Consider the following 22,989-nt stretch of genomic DNA (forward strand, 5'->3'; position numbering starts at 1 on the left):
AGACGAGTAAAAGGGGCGTCCCGCCATGATTCATGGTTTGGGACACCCCTTTTTAAGTTATAATATGCTATTTTATTTCTGCGCTGCAGCTTCGATATCTGCATATGCCCAATGTGTTGCTGGTATATCACTGAAAGTTGATGTACCTGCGCCAGTTAGGGGTGTACGATTGAACAATACGTTCAACACTTTCACCGCTTCAGCACGCGTCAGCTTGCTGTCTGGTTTGAATGTACCATCGTTGTAACCAACCATCAGGCCAGCGGATTGCACATAAGCAATTGCATCTGCTGCCCACAGATCTGCGGATACATCTGTGAAGGACACTGCTGTACCATTCACTGTTGTATTACTCGCTTGTTGCTGCATCCAGCGATACGCAATCGTTGCCATCTGTGCACGGGTGATCGAACCTTCCGGTGCAAATTGGGTGTTGCTCATGCCGTTCATGATACCTGCAGATTGTGCTTTTTGAATTTCATTTGTTGCCCAGTGTGTCGCAGATACATCCTTGTAACTCATGCTATTGGTGGAACCTACTGCCGCTTCAGTTGAAAGATTGCGAGCCAGCATGGCTGCCATCTGTGCACGCGTTACGAATGCATCTGGGCGGAAATCTGTACCAAATCCTTGGATGTACGGTTGGTGTGTACCTTGTGAAGCTTTCAGTCCATCCACAACAACGAGGGTGAACGTACTGAATTTTGTTACGGTAAATTCGATGCCTTCGCTGTTATCCGCGAGTTTCACCAATTTGCCTTGAATCAATTCTTTTGTGCCGTCACTGTGTTCGATGTAGATCGCCAGGTTGTCCAATGCTTGCTGACGAGCAGCCGGATCGGTTGGCAGACTGTCACGCAGTGGCAACGTGAGTGTCACTTCGCGGCTCTGCATATTTGTGTCGATCTCTACCGGACGAGCCAATACACGAACATTCGTATTCGGAGCAACTTGTTGAATCAATTGCTCTTTCTTCGCACGCTCTTCGACTTCTTTGCGCTCTGATTCCTTTTTCAAAGGTACAACGCGGAAGTATAAGTCTTGATCGAATCCGGCGATGGAATTCGTAGGAACGGAAATCACTACATTCTCAGTGGAAATCTCCAACTTGAGCGAGCCATCATTTAGTTCTTTTACCGCTGCTTTAGGCAGTTCAATCCGTGTCTCGGACACGGAATCTTTGGTGTCTGGAATAACAATGCGTGCGGTGTTCATGTTCAATTGCTTCGCTTTTTCAACGGATTCCTTGGCAATCGCTTCGGTCATCTTCACCAGATCTTTGATCGTGCCGTTGATTTCCGTTGTACGTGTGATTGGTGTTTTGGTCAGGTTGGTGCCGTTTGTTCCATTAACGTCAACCACGATCTGTTCTTGTTTCGTTGTTGGTGCAGGTGTAGGGGTTACAGGTGAAGATCCTCCTCCACTTCCACCGCCAGTTGATGGTGTTGGTGTTGGTGTTGGTGTTGGATTAATAATTATGACCTGATCGAAGAAACGATCAAATGCTGTCTGCACTTCGCTAATACTGCTGTATCCGTTAGCAGGCTTGCGGTCCAGCATCCATTGGGCGAGTTTCCCCATTCGATTCTCATCTTCTACTAGATCCTTCATAGCGTTCAACTTAAGTAGGAATGGTTCGTAAGGTTCCATCGCCTCAGTCGATTGTTGGAAGCTGTATAGCATCAGCATGGCATTCTGCATCTCGCTAACGCCTCTAGCATCATTAATGTAGGAATAATTCATGACTAACATTAAAGAAGCACCGTAAACCTGTTCAATTGAAAGATCCGAACCCTGAAACAGACGTTTTGCGGTATAAGCAAGCAACTCTTTATCCACATTGGATGCATTTAAATATTTTTGACCTAACTCTTTAAACATTTCCATCCCTGGATATTCAAAGTACTCTGTTGACTCAACAAAAAGGGAATAGAACTCATTCAAATGCTGTTGGAAAAGGATCCTGTCTGTTTGTTTGATCGTTTGGATGCCTTTATATCCAATTTTCACAGCATATTCTACTTGTTTCTTAAGATTATAGGCATAGTCACTCGGTAAAAAGGTCATTACCACATTAGCTATGGCTTTCTTCTCCTCAGGTTGGAGAGTGTCAAAGCCAGCCGGAAGATCCAACCATTCCGGTTGAGTAATTACTCCCAGGATAGCATCAGTATTCTTCGTAGCTCTCGCTTCGTTGATTACCTTCAAAGGATCTGCTGGATTAAAGAACTGATCAAAAGTTTTTTGGATGTTTTTATAGTTTTCATAACCACCAACTGGACGCTTATCAATCATCCACTGGGCAAGTTTTCTATATGTCGCATAATCTATGCTATCCACTTTGTCCATGTTAAGCGGAAACTCTACCATATATTTGATAGTACTAGGGAGATTGTTATACTGTGTTGATTCCTTCTGTACCAAACGAAGACGTACCAAAGCATTATACATCTTGGTTTGAGTAGTTACATCATTGATTGCATTATAAGTAGATAACGACGTAGAAAGTTGATCTCTGTTCTGATATGAAGGAATCTCATCACGCATTGAGTAAAATTTCATGCGGTATGCAAAAATTTGTTTATCTACAACAGACAAATTTTCATACATTTTCCCTACTTTATATAGTGATTGAATACTTGGGTCGAGGTTTATGCTAAAAACTTCAGGTAAATTTAATAATTTGGAAAAATAAGCATTGATATTCTCCTCAACATCAGTCAGTGCAGGTTTATTAAAGAGGTTTCGTGGTTCTACAGCCATATCAAGTACATATTGTACTTGTTCTTTACTCACATATTCCTTTGCCCCATTCATTAAAGTGACAAATACAGCTACAGATTCTTTCTCATCGTTGCTCCAATCACTGAAATCTACAGGCAGTCCGAGTCCCAACGTGGAACCTTGGATTGCGGCAAGCACACCTTTTACATCTTCATTACTCTTAGCTAGATTCAATAACTCAAGTGAGTCTGTTTCTATATTCTGAGTAAAAACCAAGATCTTATAGAGGCTTGCAGTATTACTTCCGTTTGCCTTAACACGAACCCATACCGTTGTATTCCCTTCAAATTGGGGTGGGTTCGTGGAGCTGTAAACAAACCAATTTTCGCCATTGTTCTGAGTGTATTCCATAGTCTCATCGGCATCAACAATGACATTTACATTGTCATCTACGCTTACTGCTGGTGCTACCGGTATTGGCTGAATTGGTGGGAATGGTGGGAATGTCGGTAGTGGTGGAATCATCGGGAAGAAGAAGTTATTGAAAGCTATTTGTATCTCACTGTAATTGGTGTAACCCCCATTTGGCTTTCTATCCAACATCCACTTTGACAACCGTTCCATTTCCGCAACATTAGAAGAAATAATCTGCATTTTATGGAAATCAAGCGGGAATATCCCTATGAAGCTCTCCTTAGGAGTTCCCTTATATTGCTCCGCTTTTTGTTGAATTTTATATAGCCCTGTTAAAGCTTCATTCATTTCGTTAGTCGTTGATGCTTTGGTGAAATAGAAACTTTGACTAAGCATCATATTGAGATTCATCACAGACTGTTCTAGTGATAGATCATTTCCAATTCTATCTAGATTAACTGAATATGATAATATGTTTTTATCTAGATCGGCCCCCAATAGATACTGATACAGTTGTGGCTGAATCGCACTTAAATACGCTGGGCTGAATACATTGTTCGCACTAGCTAGTTTCTCAAAATAAGAGGTTAGCTTAGCTTGCATAACAGGCAATTGATGTTCACGCATAACTAATAGACCTTGGAATGCCAGATCAACCGTAAATTGAATTTGATCCGTGTTCAGATATTTACCATCTGGTAGATGGGAATGTCCCACTAACGATATGATTGCATTCTGTTCATCAGGAGGAAGTGATTCAAATGCTGGAACCATGGTGATGAAGCTCGTATTTTGAAGTAGCTCACTTATTCTTGAGGCATCAAAATTTGCCCCAATAACATTGTTGAATTCGCTTAGCAAGGTATTCGATGTAAATGTTATGGATTGCATCTGGTATGCAATTTCCATATTATTTCTATCCTGAACGATTACATTAAAATAATACGTTTCCCCTTCGACTAAATCGGTAATCACTTTGGTGAATATACCTGTTTCGGAATCGCTACCACCAACCCAATTACCATAGGCGTATTGTGGAAATCCGCTGATTTCCTCCATATCTTTGATATTAGGTGCCTGGGAGACGAATACTTGATAATTCAGATCAGGTGAAGACGTTGTAACTGACTCGGCATACTCCCAACTTAGTTCAACCGAGTCATCACCAATGTTCTTTACTGTAATTAGACCATTTTTCCCCGGTACCGGATACGATACTTCTGCGCTAACCTTTCCTACTGGTGCCAACCATGGTGCTACCAATAGCAAAATGAGCAATATGTTCACTATTTTTCTGTACTGCATATTTCTTATCCCCCTAATCTCGCTTTCAAAAGATAGGCCTATTGTAGTACACAACTCTGAACGGATTCTGAACATTGGAGCAAAAAAAAGGGGTGATTTCCATAATATATATGAAAGATGGGGGTTTATTTCATTTTTTTCGTCATAATTCAACATTTTTTTGTTAAACATGTTATCTATGACCTACTATCAGACTATCGCGCATGTATGCTGATCTCTCCGGATTATCGCACCTGTATTGAGGTATTTGACCCAAAAGCTGTCATTCCAGCGGAGGGTGAACCTGCCACCTCTCCTGAAGCGGTCCGGCACGGCGCACTGTTACATTTCGCCTTTTACGTGCATGATGTAGAAGATATCTATGAGCGAGCGCTCGCCCATGGAGCCAAGGCCTATGTTGAACCGGATTGGATATCGCTTGGTGAACCTGCACTTCTGGTTAGAAATGCGCTCGTCCACAGTCCGAATGGTGAAGTGATCGAATTCCTTGAAGAGGTTAATTTCGACCGATCCTCATCCTCACCATCATCTACATGAAGTACACAAATAGCCTGCTGCCTCGTTATCCGTGGCAGCAGGCTATTTCATGATTGGATTTGCTTGGCAAGCACCAGCACACGCACCTACCCTACTCTTGCTCTGCATTCCCCAGCGTATACTCGCTTAACTTTCCTTCATAGACCAATTGCAATCGTTCACTCTGGCGAAAATCATCCGGTGTCACCAGCGCAGGCAGCTTATTCCACAATTTGATTCCCGAACGCTGTAGAATCTCAGCTACAAATTGGGAGCAGAAGTAGGAGTTGCTGAACTCCACCGGTTCCTTGAGTGTAATGCCAATCACGCCGAGCAGATTGTACATATATTTCTGGCGGCTGCGGATGAAGATGTGCAGCACACGTTTCATCTTTTCCACTTCACGATCCGTCACCTGAAGCTTGTATATGACACATGTGGTATTGGGATATTTGCTGTATGTACCTGTCTGAATATCTTCCTTCACAAACCCGCCATTTAGCGGATTGCTCGGATGTTTACGTCCGAAGCTGTACAGCTCGGTTAACTCCCGGTCAAACGAGATCGATGCGTGATTATATGGCGCTCGGGTATAACTCTGAATAACCTTGGTAAACAGCGTTCCTGTATTCGTAAGCAAGATATAGATGGAGCGTTCATCTGTCATAGCAAAATTTCCCCTTATCAAGTCGGTACTATTCCTTCATAATAACATAGGTACCCTATAATGGAATCTTACTTTGAATAAGCAGGTGATCAGTACGTGAGCAGTTCACTCTTTACACTAACGTTAATCTTCACAGCTTTACTTGTGATACATATCGTGTACAAAATTATTGCAAAGCTCCAGCCAAGCAAAGACTATTCAGGCATCGGCCAAAAAATCAAAACCTGGTGGGGTATGTTTGTGATCTTCTGCCTCGCCACCCTTTTTAACCCCATCGTGTCCCTCATCTCCCTCATGGTGCTTGCATTCTTCTCACTCAAAGAATACTTCTCCATGATTCGCAGTACACGCAAAGCCGACCGCAGGCTGTTCCTATGGGCGTATCTGGCAATTCCGGTTCAGTTCTACTGGATCTACATTGGATGGTATGGCATGTTTATCGTGTTTATTCCACTATATGTGTTCCTGGTGCTGCCCCTGCCTCGTCTGATCAACAAAGGTACGGTCGGGTTCCTACGCAGTGTCAGCTCCACACAATGGGGACTGATGCTGATGGTGTTTGGACTGAGCCACCTGGCCTATTTTCCTTTTGCCACACCGGAGTACGGGTCCAAGCTGGTGTTGTTCCTAGTCGTGTTAACACAGCTTAATGATGTGGTGCACTATCTGGTCTCTATCTATCTGGGCAAACGAAAAGTGGTGCCTACCGCCAATCCTTTTGTCACCTGGGAAGGGTTCGCGTGTGCGTTTATTGTAACGACAGCAACGTCTTATTTTATCCATCCCTACCTGACGCCATTTGATTGGAAATTCTCGCTATTCATCGGGGTCTTGATCAGTTTGGCTGGATTCTTCGGCAGTCTGACGGTGTCTGTACTGAAGCGCGATCTGTTAATCGGAGATGACAATAAGTTCGATTCGCTCAAAAAAAGCTACCTGAGCCGGGTCGACAGCCTGACCTATACCTCGCCGGTTATGTTCCACGTGGTCCGTTATTTCTTTGACTTTATGTAGCAACAGAACGGATAGATCGGCGAGCTTGTAATTATGTATGTCAAAAAAAGCAGCCCAAGTGGCTGCTTTTCCTGTTCAACAGGCTCCAGTCGGAGCCTTCATGATGTGCCTGCTACTTCAACTTAATTTCTTTTTCGGACATGATTTCGTTCCCCTCATCATTTGTGAAGACAAATGTGGCTTTGCCCCGCTCACCCTTCATCTCATCCGAATAGATAAAGCCGGAGAATTGTCCATTGCCGCTAAAGTAGAACCCCTCTTCACCATTTCCACCATGTTCAATGGCTTCCTGTAGTGAATTCACAATCGTAACCGTGTTAGACGTCCATCGCATCTCCGTTAGTGTATAGCCCTTCGGAACCTGCTTGAATCCAAAATCAAAGCTGTTACCCTCACTCGGTTTCTCCGACTGGTCAATGACGATATCAATCTGCTCAGACGGTTCAGTGGATTCCGATTGAGCCGTAGGCTTGCCCTCATCACCACTGGCACTACCTTGATCATTGTTATTCTTCGCATCCGCATTCGGAACAGAGTTTTCCCCAGCTTCCTCTACGGGTTGCTTCGATTGCGGATAGGCGTGCTCCTGAACTGATTCTCCACTAGTGCCACAGGCAGTGACTAATAACGAAATACATAGCACAGACATGCAAAGTGCAGATTTCTTTATATTTATTTTCATCATCTAATTCTCCCTTCATCCATTTACAGTACATATATCCAACATACTACTTACTAATCACTACACCATATCGTCCCACATGAAGCTCCATTATATGTAAATGATTAATAAATTCAGTATGTAACTGCACCTCGATGAGTAAAAAAAGAACTCTGTTCATGACGTCATGCACTGTTTAATTTATCGATCAAACCCAGGCAAGACCAACACTTGTCCAATCTGGATGGCATTATGCTCGATTTTGTTCACTTTCTTGATTGCTTCTACATACACACGAGTGTCCATCTGCTGAGGTTTATATGCCAATGAAATGCCCCACAGTGTATCTCCCTGAGATACAACGATCTGGTCACCCGATAATAATTGCTCATCCCCGGCAAATGCAGTGAATACAGCACTACACCCTATGATTATAATTAGAGTTATAGTGACGATCTTCATTAGCCAAGATGGCGCCTTCACACGCTGCATGAATTGATCTTTAACATACACGGTGCGAGACTCGGACGTTTTGGTATAAACGGACTCATAAATACTTTTGTACGTAGAATATCTCATTCTAGTCGACCTCCAGACTTTCATTCCGCTAATCTTTAATTTCATGTTTACCTATGTATTTTTCCTATAACAATGAATGATCAATAATTCACTTTTTCACTGTATAGGTATCTTTGCCTAAGTATCCCTACCCTGATAGGTCTATACTACCAGTTCACTCTAAACAAATTCTGAACAACCGAATTTCAATGTTATATCCGATTTAATCTATCCAATATTCATGCCTGATTTTCGGCGATGCTTGCTGTAACGTTTTTCTATAATAGGTTATAGATAAAGATTCTAATGAGTAAGGACGTGCCCCATGATTTCTGCTGATCTAAAGGAACAATATTACGAGGCGCTTGTGGCCAAGGATTCGGAATACGAGGGTTTATTCTATGTTGGGGTCCGAACCACGGGTGTGTTCTGTCGTCCCACATGCCCGGCGCGAAAGCCAAAATTCGAAAACTGCGAATTCTATGAGACGGCTCAGCAGGCACTTCTGGCCTCATATCGCCCTTGCCAGCGCTGTCGCCCGCTCTCTCACCCCAACCAAGTATCCGATGTCGTTCGCATATTAGTGGAAGCTGTGGAGAAACAACCGGAGAAACGCTGGAAAGAACAGGATTTCAAGGCCCTCTCCATCGACGAATCCACTGCTCGCCGACAATTCAAGAAGCGGTTCGGCATGACCTTTGTAGAATATGCTCGCGCTCGCCGCATGGGACTTGCCCTGAAAAATATTCGCTCCGGTCGCACCGTGATTGATAGTCAATTATCTACTGGATATGAATCAAGCAGCGGCTTCCGCGATGCCTTTTCACGGATCATGGGTGCTGCCCCTACACAAGTCGATGAAGGACATATCCTAAAAGCGTCCTGGATTGACACCCGCCTCGGCCCGATGATGGCTATTGCTGATGAGGAGTCGCTATATTTACTGGAATTTGTGGACCGCAGAGGTCTGGAACGCGAAGTTGAGCGTCTGCGCAAACGAACCAAATCAGCGATTGTGCCCGGTACTACAGCTCCCATCCAGTCCATTGAGCGTGAACTAAACGAGTACTTTCAAGGTATTCGGACAGCATTCGACACACCGTTGTTCTGTTTAGGAACACCATTCCAAAAGCGTGTGTGGGACGAGTTGCTGGCCATTCCGGCTGGTGAAACGAGGTCATATCAGGAGATTGCAAATGCACTGGGAAAACCGACTGCTTGCCGAGCTGTGGCACAGGCGAATGGTGCCAATCAGCTTGCGATTGTGATTCCATGCCACCGTGTAATCAATGCCAGTGGCGAACTGGGTGGATATGGCGGGGGATTAACTCGCAAAAACTGGCTTTTGACTCACGAGAAACAGGGGCAGGAACAGGATAGCTGCGAATAACGGAATGAAGTAATGAAGTACGCATCAAATGTCCAAAGGAATGCATGATATAACAAAGGAGAGTCAACATAATATGAGTACCTTAGAAGAAAAAGCAGCGTTGTTCCAACAATACCATGTGAAAGGAAAACCACTTGTTCTGGTCAATGTATGGGATGCCGGAAGCGCACAAGCCATCCAATCCGCTGGAGCAACGGCCATTGCTACCGGAAGCTGGTCCGTTGCAGCGGCCCACGGTGAACGCGATGGTGAAGCCATGCAATTCCATCTGGTGCTTGCCAATCTCGCACGGATTACAGCAAGCGTGGATCTGCCTGTAACGATCGATATAGAGGGAGGGTATGGGAGGTTTGTGTCAGAAGTGAAGCGAAATATCCTGCAAGTCATCGATCATGGTGCTGTAGGAATCAACATTGAAGATCAACTTCCCGCTGGCTTGGGATTGTACACTGTGGAGGAGCAATGCCCGAGATTGTCCGCCGCCCGGGAAGCTACGCAGCAGGCAGGCATCCCGTTGTTCATTAACGCCCGCACAGATATTTTTCTGCAACATGCACCTGAACACCATAACCACTCTCTCCTGGAGGAAGCACTTATACGTTCGAGCCATTATGCAGATGCAGGAGCCAGTGGTCTGTTTGTACCCGGTTTGCAGGATCACCAACTGATTCAGGAATTGTGTGAGCGTTCACCGCTGCCAATTAACGTTATGGTTACGTCTCCTGAGCCTTCACCAAAACAGCTTGCCACACTGGGTGTAGCACGTGTAAGCTACGGGCCATATCCCTATCTGCAAGTTATGGAACACCTGAAAGAACTGGGGAGAAACATTTTATCGGGAAATTAACAGGAGGGCATGTTATAATCACCTCTATTGAACATTTACAGGAGGCAATTATGCTTAACGTGGAACAAAAGCTAGAAGTGTTACAATCGTATCCCCAACTGCAACGCAAAGATGTTTCTCTCGGTCGAGTTAATTTCCACTACGAGGATAGTGCGTATGATAAAAAAATTGTTGCTCTCCATATTCACCCTAACGGAAACGGTTATATCTATGCAGGACTACTGTCTAACTATGAGACCAATGCTAAAGGATTCGTCAATATTCGTGATTACTCCGAAACAGATCTGCGCACATTGTTAGATCAAACGATCCAAGCGATGTCTCACAATCCCAACGCAGCTGAATTCCAAGAGCCAGAACAAGTAAAAGCTGCTGCTCCTGCATTGTCTACAACCTCTACGGGTGGCGGAACGTGGATCGATGAAGATGGACATACGCTGACTTTAAAATACGAAGATGACATGTGGTATGTGTATTCCGGTGATAACCTGGATATGGCTTTTGAAACGCGTAGCGAAGCCGGCGAGTACCTCAAAGACGAAGGATTCAAACCGCAGGCTCAGGCTTAACTCATACACATTTCAGTTTGGAATTCCGCACAAAGATTGTTGAATAGGTATATTCTGTGATTTAATATGCTACAAAAAACACGAGGCGTGTTCGCACTCGTGTTTTTCATATTTACAGGAAGTTTCGCTTAGATTCCTTGCCCAGTTCCTTTATAACTGTTTCCTGTCAGTCTTTTTTGGATTTCATGGTAAGCGGTGCATTCTTCATCATCGGGTACGTAGACAGAAGTAGCGCACCACCAATACACCCTAGAACGGTAAACAATGTCATCATATTCACACTCGCAAACCACTTCATCCACTCCCCAAAATCTGCGAAGACAACGATCAGTGTGATAATTAGACCTACCCCAAAGAACATAATGAAGAAGTTACGCATCCCCAATCGCATCCAACAAACCGTTGGGAAGACAGAGATTCCCAGTACGAGAAAGCCGCACATCAGATCGATCCACAGGTAGGATAAGAAATGATATTCGCTTGAATACAACATGCCCGGTTGATAAAGGGTTACGTCAACAATTCCTTTTCCCTGAAGCAGGTGTATGAGGAAATACGCCACATGCAGAATAACCATGGTGCCTGCAACCATCCATACCGAGTTCATATAGAAGGATTTCATAAATTGAATTCGTGTACTGCCCATACCAATCGCAACCGGAAACAGTGTAATCATTCCCCCGATTGCAAACGCACATATCCCTCCGTACATGGGACCAAACAGTTGCGTAGCATACGAGACATCAAATATGAAGCCAATGGCCAAATATACAACGGTGAGCATTAGAGCGATGGATGAAAATATGGTCAGAAACAAACGCATATCATCGCGAATCAGTCGGTTTGTACCTTTTACTGCGTTCATGGTTTAACCCCCTCTTGATTACGGGTTCTGTTAACCAAATAATCTTGTAATGTCGCTTTCTCAATAGAAAGCCCCTGTGAATGAGCGATATCCTTCCACATTTTCGAGTAGGGCTCATCAATCATCACTTTCACAGTTGATCCCATCTGGGAAGACTCTATAACTTTAACACCTGCTGTGACTCGGTTGATATCATTAATTCCCCCTGTTAGAAGAATCCCTTTTTCACGCATCTCTTCCATCGGTTGATTTAACAACACCTCTCCGGCTTGCAAAACGATAAGAGACTCACATAAAGGCTGAATCTCCTCAATGTGATGGCTGGATATCAGAATCATACGCGGGTTATCTTCATAACTTTCCAGTAGCGCATTATAGAAGAATTTACGCTTCTCAGCATCGAGCCCATTGGTGGGTTCATCCAGAATGGTTATCTTTGCATTACTGGCAAGACCCAATATAATCTGGGCAGCAGTCTTCATGCCTTTCGAAAATTTAATGATTTTCTTCTTCGCCGGTAGTTCGAACACATCGATTAAACGTTCCGCCAAATCCTGATTCCACTGCGGATGAAAATATTGTCCCATTTGAACCATATCACTAACTGTCCAGTTTTTCCCCAGGGGATGATTCTCCTGGATGTAACACAGATGCTCTTGGGAAGCCAGATTATTATAGGGGTCTTGACCCATGATCTGAACGGTTCCACTGTCCGGGCGGTTATGCCCTGCCAGTAAACTCATCATGGTTGTTTTCCCCGCTCCATTTCTTCCCCAGATTGCACTAATGATTGGCTCACTCTCATGTAGCGTAATCTGGTTCAGAACGGGCGTCTTCTGGTAGCTGTAGTTGACCTGCTCCATATGAATCATAACTCACTCTCCTTATCCTTCTTGCCGCGAATCAGATCAATGATCATGTCTTCATTCATGTGAATCCGTCTGGCTTCTTCAAGTAAAGGCTTGATGTATTCTTCATAAAAATCTTGTTTCCGTTCAACGAGCAATGCTTCTCTTGCTCCCTTTGCAACAAACATTCCAACACCTCGCTGTTTGTATATAATCCCCTTGTCCACGAGTTCCTGCAGTCCTTTGCGGGCTGTAGCCGGATTGATATTGTAGAAACGTGACAGTTCATTGGTTGAGGGAACCTGTTCTTCCACTTTCAATCTGCCCTCTACAATATCGTCCATAATCATCGTGGCAATCTGATGAAAAATAGGCTGAGATTCATCCAAAGTCGATTTCATGTGCTTCCAACTTTCATACGTATTCATTAGTCAGTTAGTCGGTTAGTTACTCATGTAACTAACTATAGTATACAAAAACTCAAATGTAAATAGGCGAACTTAATTCATCGCTTTTCCTACCTTGGCTCTGTTGTATTGATTAATAAGCCCGTCCAGGACTACGGATTGCTGGATCACTTCCGGATGAAGCAGACTGCCGTATTCCATATGCATGCGATATAACAACTGTCTGGCATCTTCGATCCGTGATATCAAATCCAGGCGATCCATAGTATCCCTCCTTTTTGTCATATTTTAGTGTATTATGCCAATCAAAAGCGCATGTGAGATACGACATACTTATTCTTCCACTTTGATACACAAAAAAAGAACGCTTCTGAATAAATCAGAAGCGCTCTTTACTTTTGTTAAGTTCCAAATCCATGATCAGCCGGTCTCATAATTTCGGGGTTCGGGATTTCCTTGCCTGGGACAGGTTCCGTAGCAGGGGCTACGATGAATACAACGATACTACAGGTAGCTATCAGCAAAGCCAACTTTCTCTTCATTGAGTTTCTGCACCTCACTAATTATCATTTTGTATTGCTTTTTCGCCGTCTCAGATGCAAATTCCCGGTATTGCTCAAACAGTCCGACACCTCTAAGCATACCTCGTCCACTGCTAATTTCAATAGAAAATTTCAAACTATCCAGAACAAATTCTATCCCTAAATGGAACTCGTCTTTCTTTAAATAATATGCACCTAAATCTGCTAAAAGTCGTAAATATCGATCATCCGTAACCTGTCTGCTCACTTTGCCAATTCGGTTGCTCTGTTCCTGATAAGTGAAGTACGATTCATACTGTTTGAGAACATGATCAATATCCTTATCATAACGATTAGCCGCTGTTACAATATCACACAGCGCTGGGAATATCTCATTTTCCTTCGTCGAGATATACGCCAGATAATCAGGTAACACCTCAAAATGACCACCCATTAAATGATATATATATCGATTCGCTTCAGCCCATTCCTGAAACTGATTCATAACAACGATTTCATCTTTATCCGGGTTCTTCACCCAGTGATTATCCGAATATAAAGAAACATATTTAAGTGCCCCAGTGTAGTCTTTCAAATGATAACAGGCACTTCCTGCAGCTAGATCGGAGTACAGAATATAGAAGACAATTGGTCTTTTGGTCTCTTCTTGTTTCCTTCGGCCATTCATCTCATAATGGATGGACGCTTTTATTTTCAATTTTTCAGATAACTCCTGAACCTTGTTCCATCTATGCAACGCTCCAAATGCATTAATTAGTTCGTTAAGCGCATCCAATTGATAGCGCTCATCCAGCCGATCCACATAATATTCGAACCGTGCTGCAATAATCAGATTCCGCTGCTGATCATTGGTCAGTCCCAACCGGAATAGTCGATACTGACAGAGTGCAAGCCGCTCGGAATGTTGCATTTTCTCGCTTTCAGCAATGTTCTCATATAGAAGAATGGCCGGTTTGAATTTACCCGCTTGGTAGAATTCTTCAGCCACATCAAATAACAAAGGAATATAAGATAGATTATCCATCATTAGACGAATAACCTCTTCAATACAGTCCAATTTGTCCAACTCGGCACAGCGATGAAGGAAGGGTCCCAGTCTTCGCCAGTCCGGGGTCGCGTGCACAAAACACTCATCTATGTATAACTCATAGAAGTAACCTTCTTCCAGTCTCATGGCGGAAGTAATGCGATCCAACTGCTGCATGGCAATTGGCCGATTTTTATTCAAAATATTGCTGAGCGTACCCGAATTAATCCCTGACGTTTCCGAAAAATGACTAATGGACATCTGTTCACGCTTCAGATAACTTTCCAAGTGATCGCGTATCGTGGTTGTCGACTCCAAACGAACACCACCCTCCAAAATAAAAAACATAAACGGGATTATCGGTATGCAAAAGTAATTATATGTAATTAGAAAGTATCGGTCAATATGATAATTTCAACTAATTTGTATTAAAACCATTTTAATCCTTTTATAAAACAGACAATCATATCCTTATTTTATATCGGAAACCCGTCTGGCATCAAACCTGAAAATAGACAAAAAACACGAGCCATCCACGGGCTCGTGTCCTCAACTGACTCAGCAGTCAGTATGCTCACTATAACTTGGATTTAAGGCAGTATATTACCTGCCGCACGGTAAATTTCATACCACTCTGGACGAGTGAGATGAACATCTCCTGCTTTTACACAGTCTTGCAGACGTTCAATATTCATCGTGCCTGTCACAGGTTGCATCTGTGCAGGGTGACGAAGCAACCATGCGATTGCAATCGTTGTATTGCTCACGTCATACTTCGCAGCAATCTCGTCAATCTTTGCATTCAATTCCGGGAACTTGTCGCTACCCAGGAATACACCTTCGAAGAATCCGTACTGGAACGGGGACCACGGCTGAATGGTGATATCATGCAGACGACAATAATCCAGGATACTGCCGTCACGGTTAACCGCAGCGTCGTTCTCCATGTTCACGTTGATGCCACTGTCAATCATCGTCGTATTGGTAATACTCATCTGCAACTGATTGGCTACCAGTGGCTGTTTCACGTATTTTTTCAACAATTCGATCTGGTTCGGATTCTGGTTGGATACCCCGAAGTGACGCACTTTACCTTCGCGCTCCAGTTGATCAAAGGCTTCAGCCACTTCCTCCGGCTCAACCAATGCATCTGGACGGTGCAGCAGCAGAACGTCAAGATATTCCGTTTTCAGACGTTGCAGGATGCCATCGACTGAATTCAGGATGTGCTCTTTGGAGAAATCAAACATGCCTTTGCGGATACCACATTTGGATTGAAGAATCATATTTTCACGAACTTGGGGATTCATCTGTACCGCTTCGGCGAAGATCTCCTCACATGTTCCTGTGCCATAAATGTCGGCATGGTCAAAGAAATTCGCGCCAACCTCCATTGCAGAACGAACAAAATGTTCGGCTTCCTTACCGTCTAGTGAATTAATCCGCATGCAGCCCACCGCGACTACAGGTACTTCTAGTGCACTGCTGCCCAATTTAATCGTTCTCAAGATGTTTTCCCTCCATATTCGAATATTATCGTGTATCTTACTTTTGATTGTGACATATATCTGCAATCGGTTTCAATAGATTTATCCTACTTTCATATGGAGAAATGATAGGTTCTTCATTCCAGCCTATAGATCCAAAAGAACAAGTTATACTTCTTCCGGTATGATAACCTCAATATGCCTTGGCAGGACACGGATATGAATCGGCAGGGCAGGACCTTCTTCCCCATCTACATTGGTGCGAATGGCTTCGTCTGAGCGAACATGAACTTCTTTGGCTGTAAAATAGTCCACGTCCTTATGGTCTTTCAGACTGCCAAATAAAAGGGAAGTGCCAAGGGTCAGACTGTTGAACACACTGATATTACGAACAACAAAACAATGTATCAAACCATCGTCCACCTCTGCATCCGGAGACAACTTCTCGAATCCTCCAACCGAGTTGGTCAGCGCCGCCAGGAAAAGTGGCGATTCCCCCTCCCAGATCTGTCCGTCATATTCGATGGTTAGATGATTGGCTGGTGTATTCACCAGATCTTTCAAGCCTTCTTTGAGATATGCGAATGATCCCAACTTCGACTTCTCTTCTGAAGATACGGAGAACAAAGCTTCTGCCAAAGAACCCGCAGCCACAACGTTAGCAAACAGGCGATCATTGATTTTCCCCATATCCACGATATGGGTCTGATTCGAACATAACTGCCTAATGGCTTCTTCCGGGTCAAGCGAGATATTCAGCGCTCGCGCAAAATCATTCACCGTACCTAGCGGTATAATGCCCAGTCGGGGACGATGATCCTGATCCATCATGCCGTTAATCGTCTCATGCAGTGTACCGTCGCCTCCGATGGAGATGACCAGATCACAGCCGTCTTTGCAGGCGCTCAGACAGTAGTTGGTGGCATCACCTTCCCCGGCCGTCTCATTAACAACCACCTCATACTGCTGTGACTCCAGAATTTCTCTGACTTGGGACACATACTGCTCGGCCTCTTCCTTACCTGACGATGGATTACTAATGATCATGGCTTGGCGCATACTCACATCTTCCCCTCCAAAATGGCATCTTTACTTCATCATTACCCGTTTCAAGGGTGGGTTGAATAGGGTCTGTGGTGGATGTTCTATTTTTTTTGATAAACATGTCTCTGAAGAGTGCAGAGCAGGGATTGTTTCATATAGAATAGAAGTAGAGAAATACCTATTACGAAATTTCTTGTTCCTTTTCCCTGTTGACGGGTTAATAACTATAGATGTGCTTTGAGCCGAACCTGCATATGTTAAACTATTCAATTCACACTGAGCACTCCCGTGGGCAGAACAACCTTCCGGTTGCTGTTATCGTGTAAATACTATACTTAATTAACTCAATCTGTTCGGATTATTTTATAATTCTAAAAATCGGAGGGAATGCATGCAATGAGAAGAATGACGCTATTACTTCTAGTATTCATCCTGAGTCTCGGGGCATCGGGGCAAGCCATGGCTTACACAACCACGGACTTGGGCGAGGGAATCATTGAAGATCCTGCTTTGGAGGACGGACTGAAACTAATCCTGAACAAACCTCTGGATGTGCCCTTAACTTCAACGGATCTGGAGCAGCTTGAAGTGGTGGATCTGAGCAATGCAGGTATTCACAGCCTGTCCGGTCTCGAATATGCAACCAACCTGACACACCTCCGATTATATGGGAATGAGATTGAGGATCTCACACCGCTGGAGCACCTAACCCAGCTTCGCGAGATCGATGTTCGCAATAATTACATTACATCCATAGACGCACTTACTGAATTGAAAGACTTGGGACGGCTGTATATCAGCAATAATTCCATTTCTTCTATAGAGGTTGTACGTGGGTTCAACCGATTACATACGTTCCACGCCAGCGGTAACCAGATTGCCAGTCTTGCGGCCCTCTCGGATGCGGATGCACTGAAGTGGCTTGAGATTTCGAACAATACCATTAGCGATCTGACACCGCTCATGGGTAAAACCCGGCTCCAACAACTCAACATAGCTAACAACCAGGTTCAGACGCTGGACGTACTGGCTGAATTGCCAAATACACTGCGGAATCTGAATGTGGCAGGCAACCAAATCACGGATCTGACACCACTGGCGCACATGACACGCCTTCGGACACTTGATATCTCTGGTAACCAAGTACAGCACCTCAAAGGGCTTGAGGGACTGACTGGGCTGACGGAGTTGAATGCAGAATCCAATCAGATTTATGATCTGGAACCTTTACGGCAGCTTTCCAGCCTGGACGTATTAAAATTATCCAACAACCGGGTGTGGGATCTCACACCGATTGCAGGTTTTACGTTTACCCGTGATCAGTCAGCGACAAATGTTATACAGGATATCTCGGCGTCTACCTCGTTATCCTCGGGTATTCAAACGTCTGTCTCAGAGGTTGTGCCTGCCGGACTCACAGTGCAGAATAATTATCTGGATGTTGTGAGTGGTAGTCATACGATGCAGCTTCTGAACCAGATGAATGTGCGGGAGCAGAAACGAACGCCGCAGGGCAGCTTCCAACGTCTGATTGAAGGGTCCACCACTGCCTATGTCGGGGATCGTGCTTATGCACTGGATGCTGCACCTTTTATCGATGAAGGGCGCACCTATGTGCCTCTGCGTTTTGTCTCGGAGCAGTTAAACGCCCGTGTGAACTGGAACAACGGTACGCGCGAAGCCGTGATCACACAGCATGATAAGACCATCCGCTGGAGCGTGGGTAACAAACAAGTTGCCGTGAATGATACGCTTGCGATCAATGATGCTCCTCTTCTGATGAAAAATGGTAAAGCTTTTGTACCTGTACGCTTCATTTCAGAGCAATTCAATACCTCTGTTGGTTACATCGGAAGCAGCAAAACGATTCTGATTTTTGAAAATAAACAGCTTGGTGAAAGTGTACAGCCTTAAGAGAATTTGAGAAACATAGCGCAAGTCCCCGTCTGAACAATCAGTGGGGATTTTCGCTGTGTTGTGTTATGACATTGGATAATGGTATATGGACATCGCCGATCACAAGCAAACACACTATACCATCTGTCTGTGCGGATACGAACTCATGATGCTTCATCTTGGATTAGGGTAAATTTCACACGGTTTAGCATATCTTCTTTTGCCGTGGGAGTTGTTATACTGAACGTAATATATATGACAACTGAGGTTCAAGCGAGGAGGAAATTCACATGACATTCACGCTCACTGGTTATTCCACAACCCAAGACAGCCCGTGGAGAGAGCTATCTTTTGTGCCGACTAATGAAAGCGCTAACTTAAAACTGACGGGTGAACAGCACCAACTTGTGGAAGGGTTTGGCGGATGTTTCAACGAGCTTGGTTATATGGCTCTGTCCCACTTAAATGAGGAGCAGCGCCATGAGGTATTTCACTCTCTCTTCCATCCGGAGGGTGAGCACAAGTTTAACATCTGTCGCCTGCCCATCGGCGCAAGTGATTATGCAGAACAGTGGTACAGCCACAATGAGGTGGACGGCGACGTGGCCATGGAACATTTTTCGATCAATCGTGATTTCAAATATCTGATTCCTTACATCAAGGAAGCTCTGACTTATAACCCGAACCTGCAATTCTTCGCTTCGCCATGGAGTCCGCCAACGTGGATGAAGTCGCCGAAAGCCTATAACTATGGGACACTGCGCTGGGAGAAAGATATTCTGGAGGCCTACGCTCTGTATTTTGTAAAATTTGTACAGGCCTACCGTGAAGCAGGCATTACGATCCATCAGGTGCATGTGCAGAACGAAGTGATTGCAGATCAGAAATTCCCTTCTTGCATGTGGACAGGCGAGCAGCTTCGTGAGTTTATCGCCGATTATCTGGGCCCGGCTTTTGACCAACACGGTCTGGATACGGAAATCTGGCTCGGAACGATCAATGCCCCTGATCCATGGGAAGAATTGATCAAGAAAAAAACAAACGACTTCGATGAGTATGCCGGGCTTGTCCTGAGTGATCCAAAGGCCTATTCCTATATCAAAGGTGTTGGGTATCAATGGGCAGGCAAAAATGCCATTCAACGTACCTCGGCCAGTTATCCGGAGCTGCGTTATATGCAGACCGAGAACGAATGCGGTGATGGCAACAACTCATGGAACTATGCCAAATATGTATATAACCTCTACCAGCACTACTTCAGCAATGGAGTGAACGCGTACATCTACTGGAACATGGTTCTGGAACCCAAAGGCCGCAGCACATGGGGCTGGGAGCAGAACTCCATGATTACGATAGATCCCGACAATAAGGAGGTTACTCGGAACCCTGAGTATTATGTGATGAAACACTTCGCTCATCATATTGTTCCTGGTGCTCGAAGAGTCGGCTTGTCTGGCGCCTGGAGCGGTAAATCCGTTGCTTTCCGCAACCCGGATAACAGTCTCATCATTGTCATTAATAATCCATTCCAAGACCGTCGAAATCTGTATCTGACCATCGAGGAAGGACAGACCCTACACATGGAGCTGGAAGCCGATTCATTCAACAGCATGGTTATTCATCCGAAATAACTAATCCAACACATCGTTAAAAACGCGGACATCAATAGCGTTGAGCTCAGGAATTCCTTGAGCCGGCGCTATTTTTCATGGACCAGACCATGCTTATTGTCACCATGATTACTCCTGTAGAACACAAGCCGAAGACGACTTAAAGATATGACGTTTCACCTTTTATATTTACAAATCTATAAATCTAGATATAATGTAATCCAGAGAACTTACTCTCATGTCCATCATATTATAGGAGGCAAGGCAGGCTCATTACGACATGATATATCTACTTTTCTGTATATTTAAATTTATTGGAGGTACGCTTTGCATGAAATCACAACAGGTCAATCCACTCCTTATCTTGATGCTGGCACTCGGGGTATTCGGAATTATTACAACAGAAATGGGAATCGTGGGGGTACTTCCTCAGGTTGCGCATAAATTCGGCATCTCGGCTGCACAGGCAGGTTGGCTGGTCAGTATATTTGCGCTAGTCGTAGCCATTGCGGGCCCTTTTCTCACCTTGCTGGCGTCCGGAATTAATCGCAAAATCATCCTTTTAACCGCTGTGCTGATGTTTGCCATTTCAAACGTCGTATATGCCTACGCCACAACCTTTGATACCATGCTTATCTTCCGTATCATTCCCGCGTTATTCCATCCCGTCTTTTTTTCCGTAGCCCTGGTCACCAGTGCCCAACTCGTAACAGCAGAGAAAAGCAGTCAGGCCGTCGCCAAAGTATTCACTGGAGTTACAGCGGGCTTTGCCTTTGGCGTGCCACTCACATCGTATCTTGCTGAACGCCTATCCCTCGAAATCGCCTTCCTGTTTGGAGCGATGGTCAGTGTGGTCGCTTTGATCGGCATATGGATCTGGTTACCCTCGATGCCCGTGAAGGAAAAGATGTCCTATGGCAAGCAGCTCGGTATTCTGCGCAAACCTGGATTATGGCTGAATGTTGCCGCAGTCATTTTTATATTCGCCGCCATGTTCTCCGTGTACAGTTATTTCGCCGAGTATCTTGGACAGGTCACCCACATGAGCGGATCATGGATCAGCGTCATGCTGACCGTCTTTGGTGTCGTCATGATTATCGGAAATTTGGGGTTTGGACAGTTTCTGCGTAAGAGTGTGGTCCGAACTGTCCTCATCTTCCCCCTGCTGTATGTAGCAGCTTACGCACTCGTCTATTGGGCCGGTCCTCACTTCATGTGGATGGTTATTGTAGTCATCCTCTGGGCATCCGTGCATTCAGGAGGATTAATTGTAAGCCAAACCTGGTTAACCGCTGAAGCGCAGGACGCGCCTGAATTCGGCAACAGCTTGTATGTATCCTTTTCCAACCTAGGTATTACCCTGGGTACTGCTATCGGCGGCTGGTTCATCGCGAACCTAGGAATACATCAACTGATCTGGAGCGGAATGATCTTTGCACTGATCGCTTTTGTATTGGTTTGGATTAAAATCAAATGTTTCCCTGCACCATGAATTGCCGAACACTGTTGAGACAAAGCATTAACACAAATAGCGCCATGTTCCCATGCTTAACATGTGGAACAGGCGCTATATGGTGTTATATAATCAACCAATCTACATAGAAGATCAGACTCGTCAAAACGCAAGCTTAAGGATTATTCGCCAGGTAATTTCTCAGCCATTGCATAGCCGGACGTTCTGTACCGTTGCTATTGACCAAGTGAGAGCCAGCCTGCCAGGTTTGATTCTGGTTGTAACCCCACAGCGTCACACCTTTAACAGCAGAGTGTTTCCACAGCACAGGGAATTTCTGCTGATAACGTTGCAATTGTGTATTGTCGTCACCTGTCATATCCAGCTCGGATACATAGATTGGCAACCCTGTCGCTGCGAGCTTGTTCAATACCGTGTTCATCGTGCTCACAGAAACGTTGTCCATATTGAAGTAATGCGCCTGGATTCCAATACCATCAACTAGACCTCTGTTTTTCAAAAGGTTGATAATCTGGATATATTGGTCCGCTTTAGCGGGATCACCGATAATACCATACTCATTAATTAACAATTTGGAGTTAGGGAAGGCTTGTCTCGCCTGTTGAAATGACCAGATAACCCAGTCCCAACCCGTTGCCCCATCTCCACCAATGGCATTGCGATAGGATGGTTTCGCATGCAGAGGTTCATTCACCACATCAACGAAGGCAGACTTCGAATACCGCTGTCCTGCGGCTTTAATCCATTGTGTCACTTCAGCCTTCTGATCTGCGGCTGAGAGACTGTTAATCCAATTTGGCTGTTGATTTCCCCATACGAGCGTATGGAATTTGAACGGAAATCCGTTATTGTTAGCATAGTTGTAGGCCATGTCCGCCTGGCCCCAATTCATTACGTTGCGTGTGCCTTCAATAGCATCCCACTTGGTAGAGTTCTCCGGAGTTACCTGATTCCAATATGGGTTAAAATTCGAAGGAACCTGGTTGGCAATAATATTGCCCAGAAATTTGCTACCTTTCGCCAAACCAGCACTCACACTGCCAACCGCAACAGAAGCAGCGAGAATCCCTACCAATGCCAATGAGCCGACTGTTTTGAACCACTTAGACTTAATCAATGATTTT

General features: G+C 44.6%; 20 protein-coding genes. 8 read left to right on the forward strand and 12 right to left on the reverse strand.

The features are described 5' to 3' along the window. Positions 1-72 precede the first annotated feature (72 nt). Complete coding sequence (locus tag AC4E8D_RS31050) at positions 73-4,443, reverse strand: DUF4073 domain-containing protein (RefSeq protein ID WP_490205665.1); 4,371 nt, start codon at positions 4,441-4,443, stop codon at positions 73-75. A gap of 207 nt (positions 4,444-4,650) precedes the next feature. Between AC4E8D_RS31050 and AC4E8D_RS31055 the strand changes: the two genes are divergently transcribed. Next, a complete protein-coding gene (locus AC4E8D_RS31055) occupies positions 4,651-4,980 on the forward strand; it encodes a VOC family protein (protein WP_339306227.1) in 330 nt (109 codons plus the stop codon). A 91-nt stretch (positions 4,981-5,071) separates the two neighbouring features. Here AC4E8D_RS31055 and AC4E8D_RS31060 read toward each other — a convergent pair whose 3' ends face one another. After that, the gene (locus AC4E8D_RS31060; protein WP_169482236.1) at positions 5,072-5,626 is read right to left on the reverse strand and encodes a hypothetical protein; all 555 of its coding nucleotides are present in this window, start codon (positions 5,624-5,626) and stop codon (positions 5,072-5,074) included. Positions 5,627-5,722: 96 nt separating this feature from the next. Here AC4E8D_RS31060 and AC4E8D_RS31065 point away from each other — a divergent pair, with 96 nt between their 5' ends. Further along, complete coding sequence (locus tag AC4E8D_RS31065) at positions 5,723-6,640, forward strand: phosphatidate cytidylyltransferase (RefSeq protein ID WP_221820064.1); 918 nt, start codon at positions 5,723-5,725, stop codon at positions 6,638-6,640. Between the two features lie 112 nt (positions 6,641-6,752). On the opposite strand, the gene AC4E8D_RS31070 is transcribed toward AC4E8D_RS31065, so the two are convergent. Together AC4E8D_RS31070 and AC4E8D_RS31075 are read right to left on the reverse strand one after the other, a co-directional pair. After that, entirely contained in the window at positions 6,753-7,325 is a 573-nt protein-coding gene (locus AC4E8D_RS31070; protein WP_490205666.1) for a hypothetical protein, read from the reverse strand. Between the two features lie 177 nt (positions 7,326-7,502). After that, positions 7,503-7,880 (reverse strand): LysM peptidoglycan-binding domain-containing protein, encoded by a 378-nt coding sequence (locus AC4E8D_RS31075; RefSeq protein WP_221820068.1) that lies wholly within the window; start codon positions 7,878-7,880, stop codon positions 7,503-7,505. Positions 7,881-8,184: 304 nt separating this feature from the next. On the opposite strand from AC4E8D_RS31075, the gene AC4E8D_RS31080 reads away from it, so the two are divergent. The 3 genes from AC4E8D_RS31080 to AC4E8D_RS31090 all read left to right on the forward strand — a co-directional run bounded on the left by AC4E8D_RS31080 (position 8,185) and on the right by AC4E8D_RS31090 (position 10,665). Then, positions 8,185-9,249: a bifunctional transcriptional activator/DNA repair enzyme AdaA gene (locus AC4E8D_RS31080; protein WP_221820069.1), complete on the forward strand. Its 1,065-nt coding sequence runs from the start codon at positions 8,185-8,187 to the stop codon at positions 9,247-9,249. Between the two features lie 73 nt (positions 9,250-9,322). Continuing rightward, on the forward strand, positions 9,323-10,096 hold the full coding sequence (locus tag AC4E8D_RS31085; RefSeq protein WP_221820070.1) for an isocitrate lyase/PEP mutase family protein: 774 nt from the start codon (positions 9,323-9,325) through the stop codon (positions 10,094-10,096). Between the two features lie 50 nt (positions 10,097-10,146). Next, positions 10,147-10,665, forward strand: coding sequence for a hypothetical protein (locus AC4E8D_RS31090; RefSeq protein WP_221820071.1), 519 nt, complete (start codon positions 10,147-10,149; stop codon positions 10,663-10,665). 166 nt (positions 10,666-10,831) lie between these two features. Here AC4E8D_RS31090 and AC4E8D_RS31095 read toward each other — a convergent pair whose 3' ends face one another. From AC4E8D_RS31095 to AC4E8D_RS31125, 7 genes are all read right to left on the reverse strand, one after another. Further along, complete coding sequence (locus AC4E8D_RS31095; RefSeq protein ID WP_221820072.1) at positions 10,832-11,530, reverse strand: hypothetical protein; 699 nt, start codon at positions 11,528-11,530, stop codon at positions 10,832-10,834. Beyond that, entirely contained in the window at positions 11,527-12,402 is an 876-nt protein-coding gene (locus AC4E8D_RS31100; protein ID WP_221820074.1) for an ATP-binding cassette domain-containing protein, read from the reverse strand. Before AC4E8D_RS31100 ends, AC4E8D_RS31095 begins: the two co-directional genes overlap by 4 nt. Then, entirely contained in the window at positions 12,399-12,779 is a 381-nt protein-coding gene (locus AC4E8D_RS31105; RefSeq protein WP_036611682.1) for a GntR family transcriptional regulator, read from the reverse strand. Before AC4E8D_RS31105 ends, AC4E8D_RS31100 begins: the two co-directional genes overlap by 4 nt. A gap of 99 nt (positions 12,780-12,878) precedes the next feature. Continuing rightward, positions 12,879-13,049, reverse strand: coding sequence for an aspartyl-phosphate phosphatase Spo0E family protein (locus tag AC4E8D_RS31110; protein ID WP_017691550.1), 171 nt, complete (start codon positions 13,047-13,049; stop codon positions 12,879-12,881). Positions 13,050-13,289: 240 nt separating this feature from the next. Further along, positions 13,290-14,672, reverse strand: a complete 1,383-nt coding sequence (locus tag AC4E8D_RS31115) for a transcriptional regulator (protein ID WP_221820075.1) — start codon at positions 14,670-14,672, stop codon at positions 13,290-13,292. Between the two features lie 272 nt (positions 14,673-14,944). Next, positions 14,945-15,862 (reverse strand): aldo/keto reductase, encoded by a 918-nt coding sequence (locus tag AC4E8D_RS31120; protein WP_076213731.1) that lies wholly within the window; start codon positions 15,860-15,862, stop codon positions 14,945-14,947. A 147-nt stretch (positions 15,863-16,009) separates the two neighbouring features. Further along, positions 16,010-16,900, reverse strand: a complete 891-nt coding sequence (locus AC4E8D_RS31125) for a diacylglycerol/lipid kinase family protein (RefSeq protein WP_221820287.1) — start codon at positions 16,898-16,900, stop codon at positions 16,010-16,012. 381 nt (positions 16,901-17,281) lie between these two features. Here AC4E8D_RS31125 and AC4E8D_RS31130 point away from each other — a divergent pair, with 381 nt between their 5' ends. From AC4E8D_RS31130 to AC4E8D_RS31140, 3 genes are all read left to right on the forward strand, one after another. Next, on the forward strand, positions 17,282-18,799 hold the full coding sequence (locus AC4E8D_RS31130; protein ID WP_221820076.1) for a leucine-rich repeat domain-containing protein: 1,518 nt from the start codon (positions 17,282-17,284) through the stop codon (positions 18,797-18,799). Positions 18,800-19,071: 272 nt separating this feature from the next. Then, positions 19,072-20,412 carry a glycoside hydrolase family 30 protein gene (locus tag AC4E8D_RS31135; RefSeq protein ID WP_221820077.1) on the forward strand — a complete coding sequence of 447 codons (1,341 nt, stop codon included), beginning with the start codon at positions 19,072-19,074 and terminating at the stop codon, positions 20,410-20,412. Between the two features lie 310 nt (positions 20,413-20,722). Beyond that, positions 20,723-21,883 carry an MFS transporter gene (locus AC4E8D_RS31140; protein WP_221820078.1) on the forward strand — a complete coding sequence of 387 codons (1,161 nt, stop codon included), beginning with the start codon at positions 20,723-20,725 and terminating at the stop codon, positions 21,881-21,883. 136 nt (positions 21,884-22,019) lie between these two features. Here AC4E8D_RS31140 and AC4E8D_RS31145 read toward each other — a convergent pair whose 3' ends face one another. Continuing rightward, positions 22,020-22,982 carry an endo-1,4-beta-xylanase gene (locus AC4E8D_RS31145; RefSeq protein ID WP_221820079.1) on the reverse strand — a complete coding sequence of 321 codons (963 nt, stop codon included), beginning with the start codon at positions 22,980-22,982 and terminating at the stop codon, positions 22,020-22,022. Between the last annotated feature and the right edge of the window lie 7 nt (positions 22,983-22,989).

The organism is Paenibacillus sp. SRL342 (assembly GCF_984798905.1).

Coding starts and splice junctions, on each gene's coding strand:
- AC4E8D_RS31050 (WP_490205665.1), bottom strand. CDS start 4,443: ATGCAGTACAGAAAAATAGTGAACATATTGCTCATTTTGCTATTGGTA.
- AC4E8D_RS31055 (WP_339306227.1), top strand. CDS start 4,651: ATGCTGATCTCTCCGGATTATCGCACCTGTATTGAGGTATTTGACCCA.
- AC4E8D_RS31060 (WP_169482236.1), bottom strand. CDS start 5,626: ATGACAGATGAACGCTCCATCTATATCTTGCTTACGAATACAGGAACG.
- AC4E8D_RS31070 (WP_490205666.1), bottom strand. CDS start 7,325: ATGATGAAAATAAATATAAAGAAATCTGCACTTTGCATGTCTGTGCTA.
- AC4E8D_RS31075 (WP_221820068.1), bottom strand. CDS start 7,880: ATGAGATATTCTACGTACAAAAGTATTTATGAGTCCGTTTATACCAAA.
- AC4E8D_RS31080 (WP_221820069.1), top strand. CDS start 8,185: ATGATTTCTGCTGATCTAAAGGAACAATATTACGAGGCGCTTGTGGCC.
- AC4E8D_RS31085 (WP_221820070.1), top strand. CDS start 9,323: ATGAGTACCTTAGAAGAAAAAGCAGCGTTGTTCCAACAATACCATGTG.
- AC4E8D_RS31090 (WP_221820071.1), top strand. CDS start 10,147: ATGCTTAACGTGGAACAAAAGCTAGAAGTGTTACAATCGTATCCCCAA.
- AC4E8D_RS31095 (WP_221820072.1), bottom strand. CDS start 11,530: ATGAACGCAGTAAAAGGTACAAACCGACTGATTCGCGATGATATGCGT.
- AC4E8D_RS31100 (WP_221820074.1), bottom strand. CDS start 12,402: ATGATTCATATGGAGCAGGTCAACTACAGCTACCAGAAGACGCCCGTT.
- AC4E8D_RS31105 (WP_036611682.1), bottom strand. CDS start 12,779: ATGAAATCGACTTTGGATGAATCTCAGCCTATTTTTCATCAGATTGCC.
- AC4E8D_RS31110 (WP_017691550.1), bottom strand. CDS start 13,049: ATGGATCGCCTGGATTTGATATCACGGATCGAAGATGCCAGACAGTTG.
- AC4E8D_RS31125 (WP_221820287.1), bottom strand. CDS start 16,900: ATGCGCCAAGCCATGATCATTAGTAATCCATCGTCAGGTAAGGAAGAG.
- AC4E8D_RS31130 (WP_221820076.1), top strand. CDS start 17,282: ATGAGAAGAATGACGCTATTACTTCTAGTATTCATCCTGAGTCTCGGG.
- AC4E8D_RS31135 (WP_221820077.1), top strand. CDS start 19,072: ATGACATTCACGCTCACTGGTTATTCCACAACCCAAGACAGCCCGTGG.
- AC4E8D_RS31140 (WP_221820078.1), top strand. CDS start 20,723: ATGAAATCACAACAGGTCAATCCACTCCTTATCTTGATGCTGGCACTC.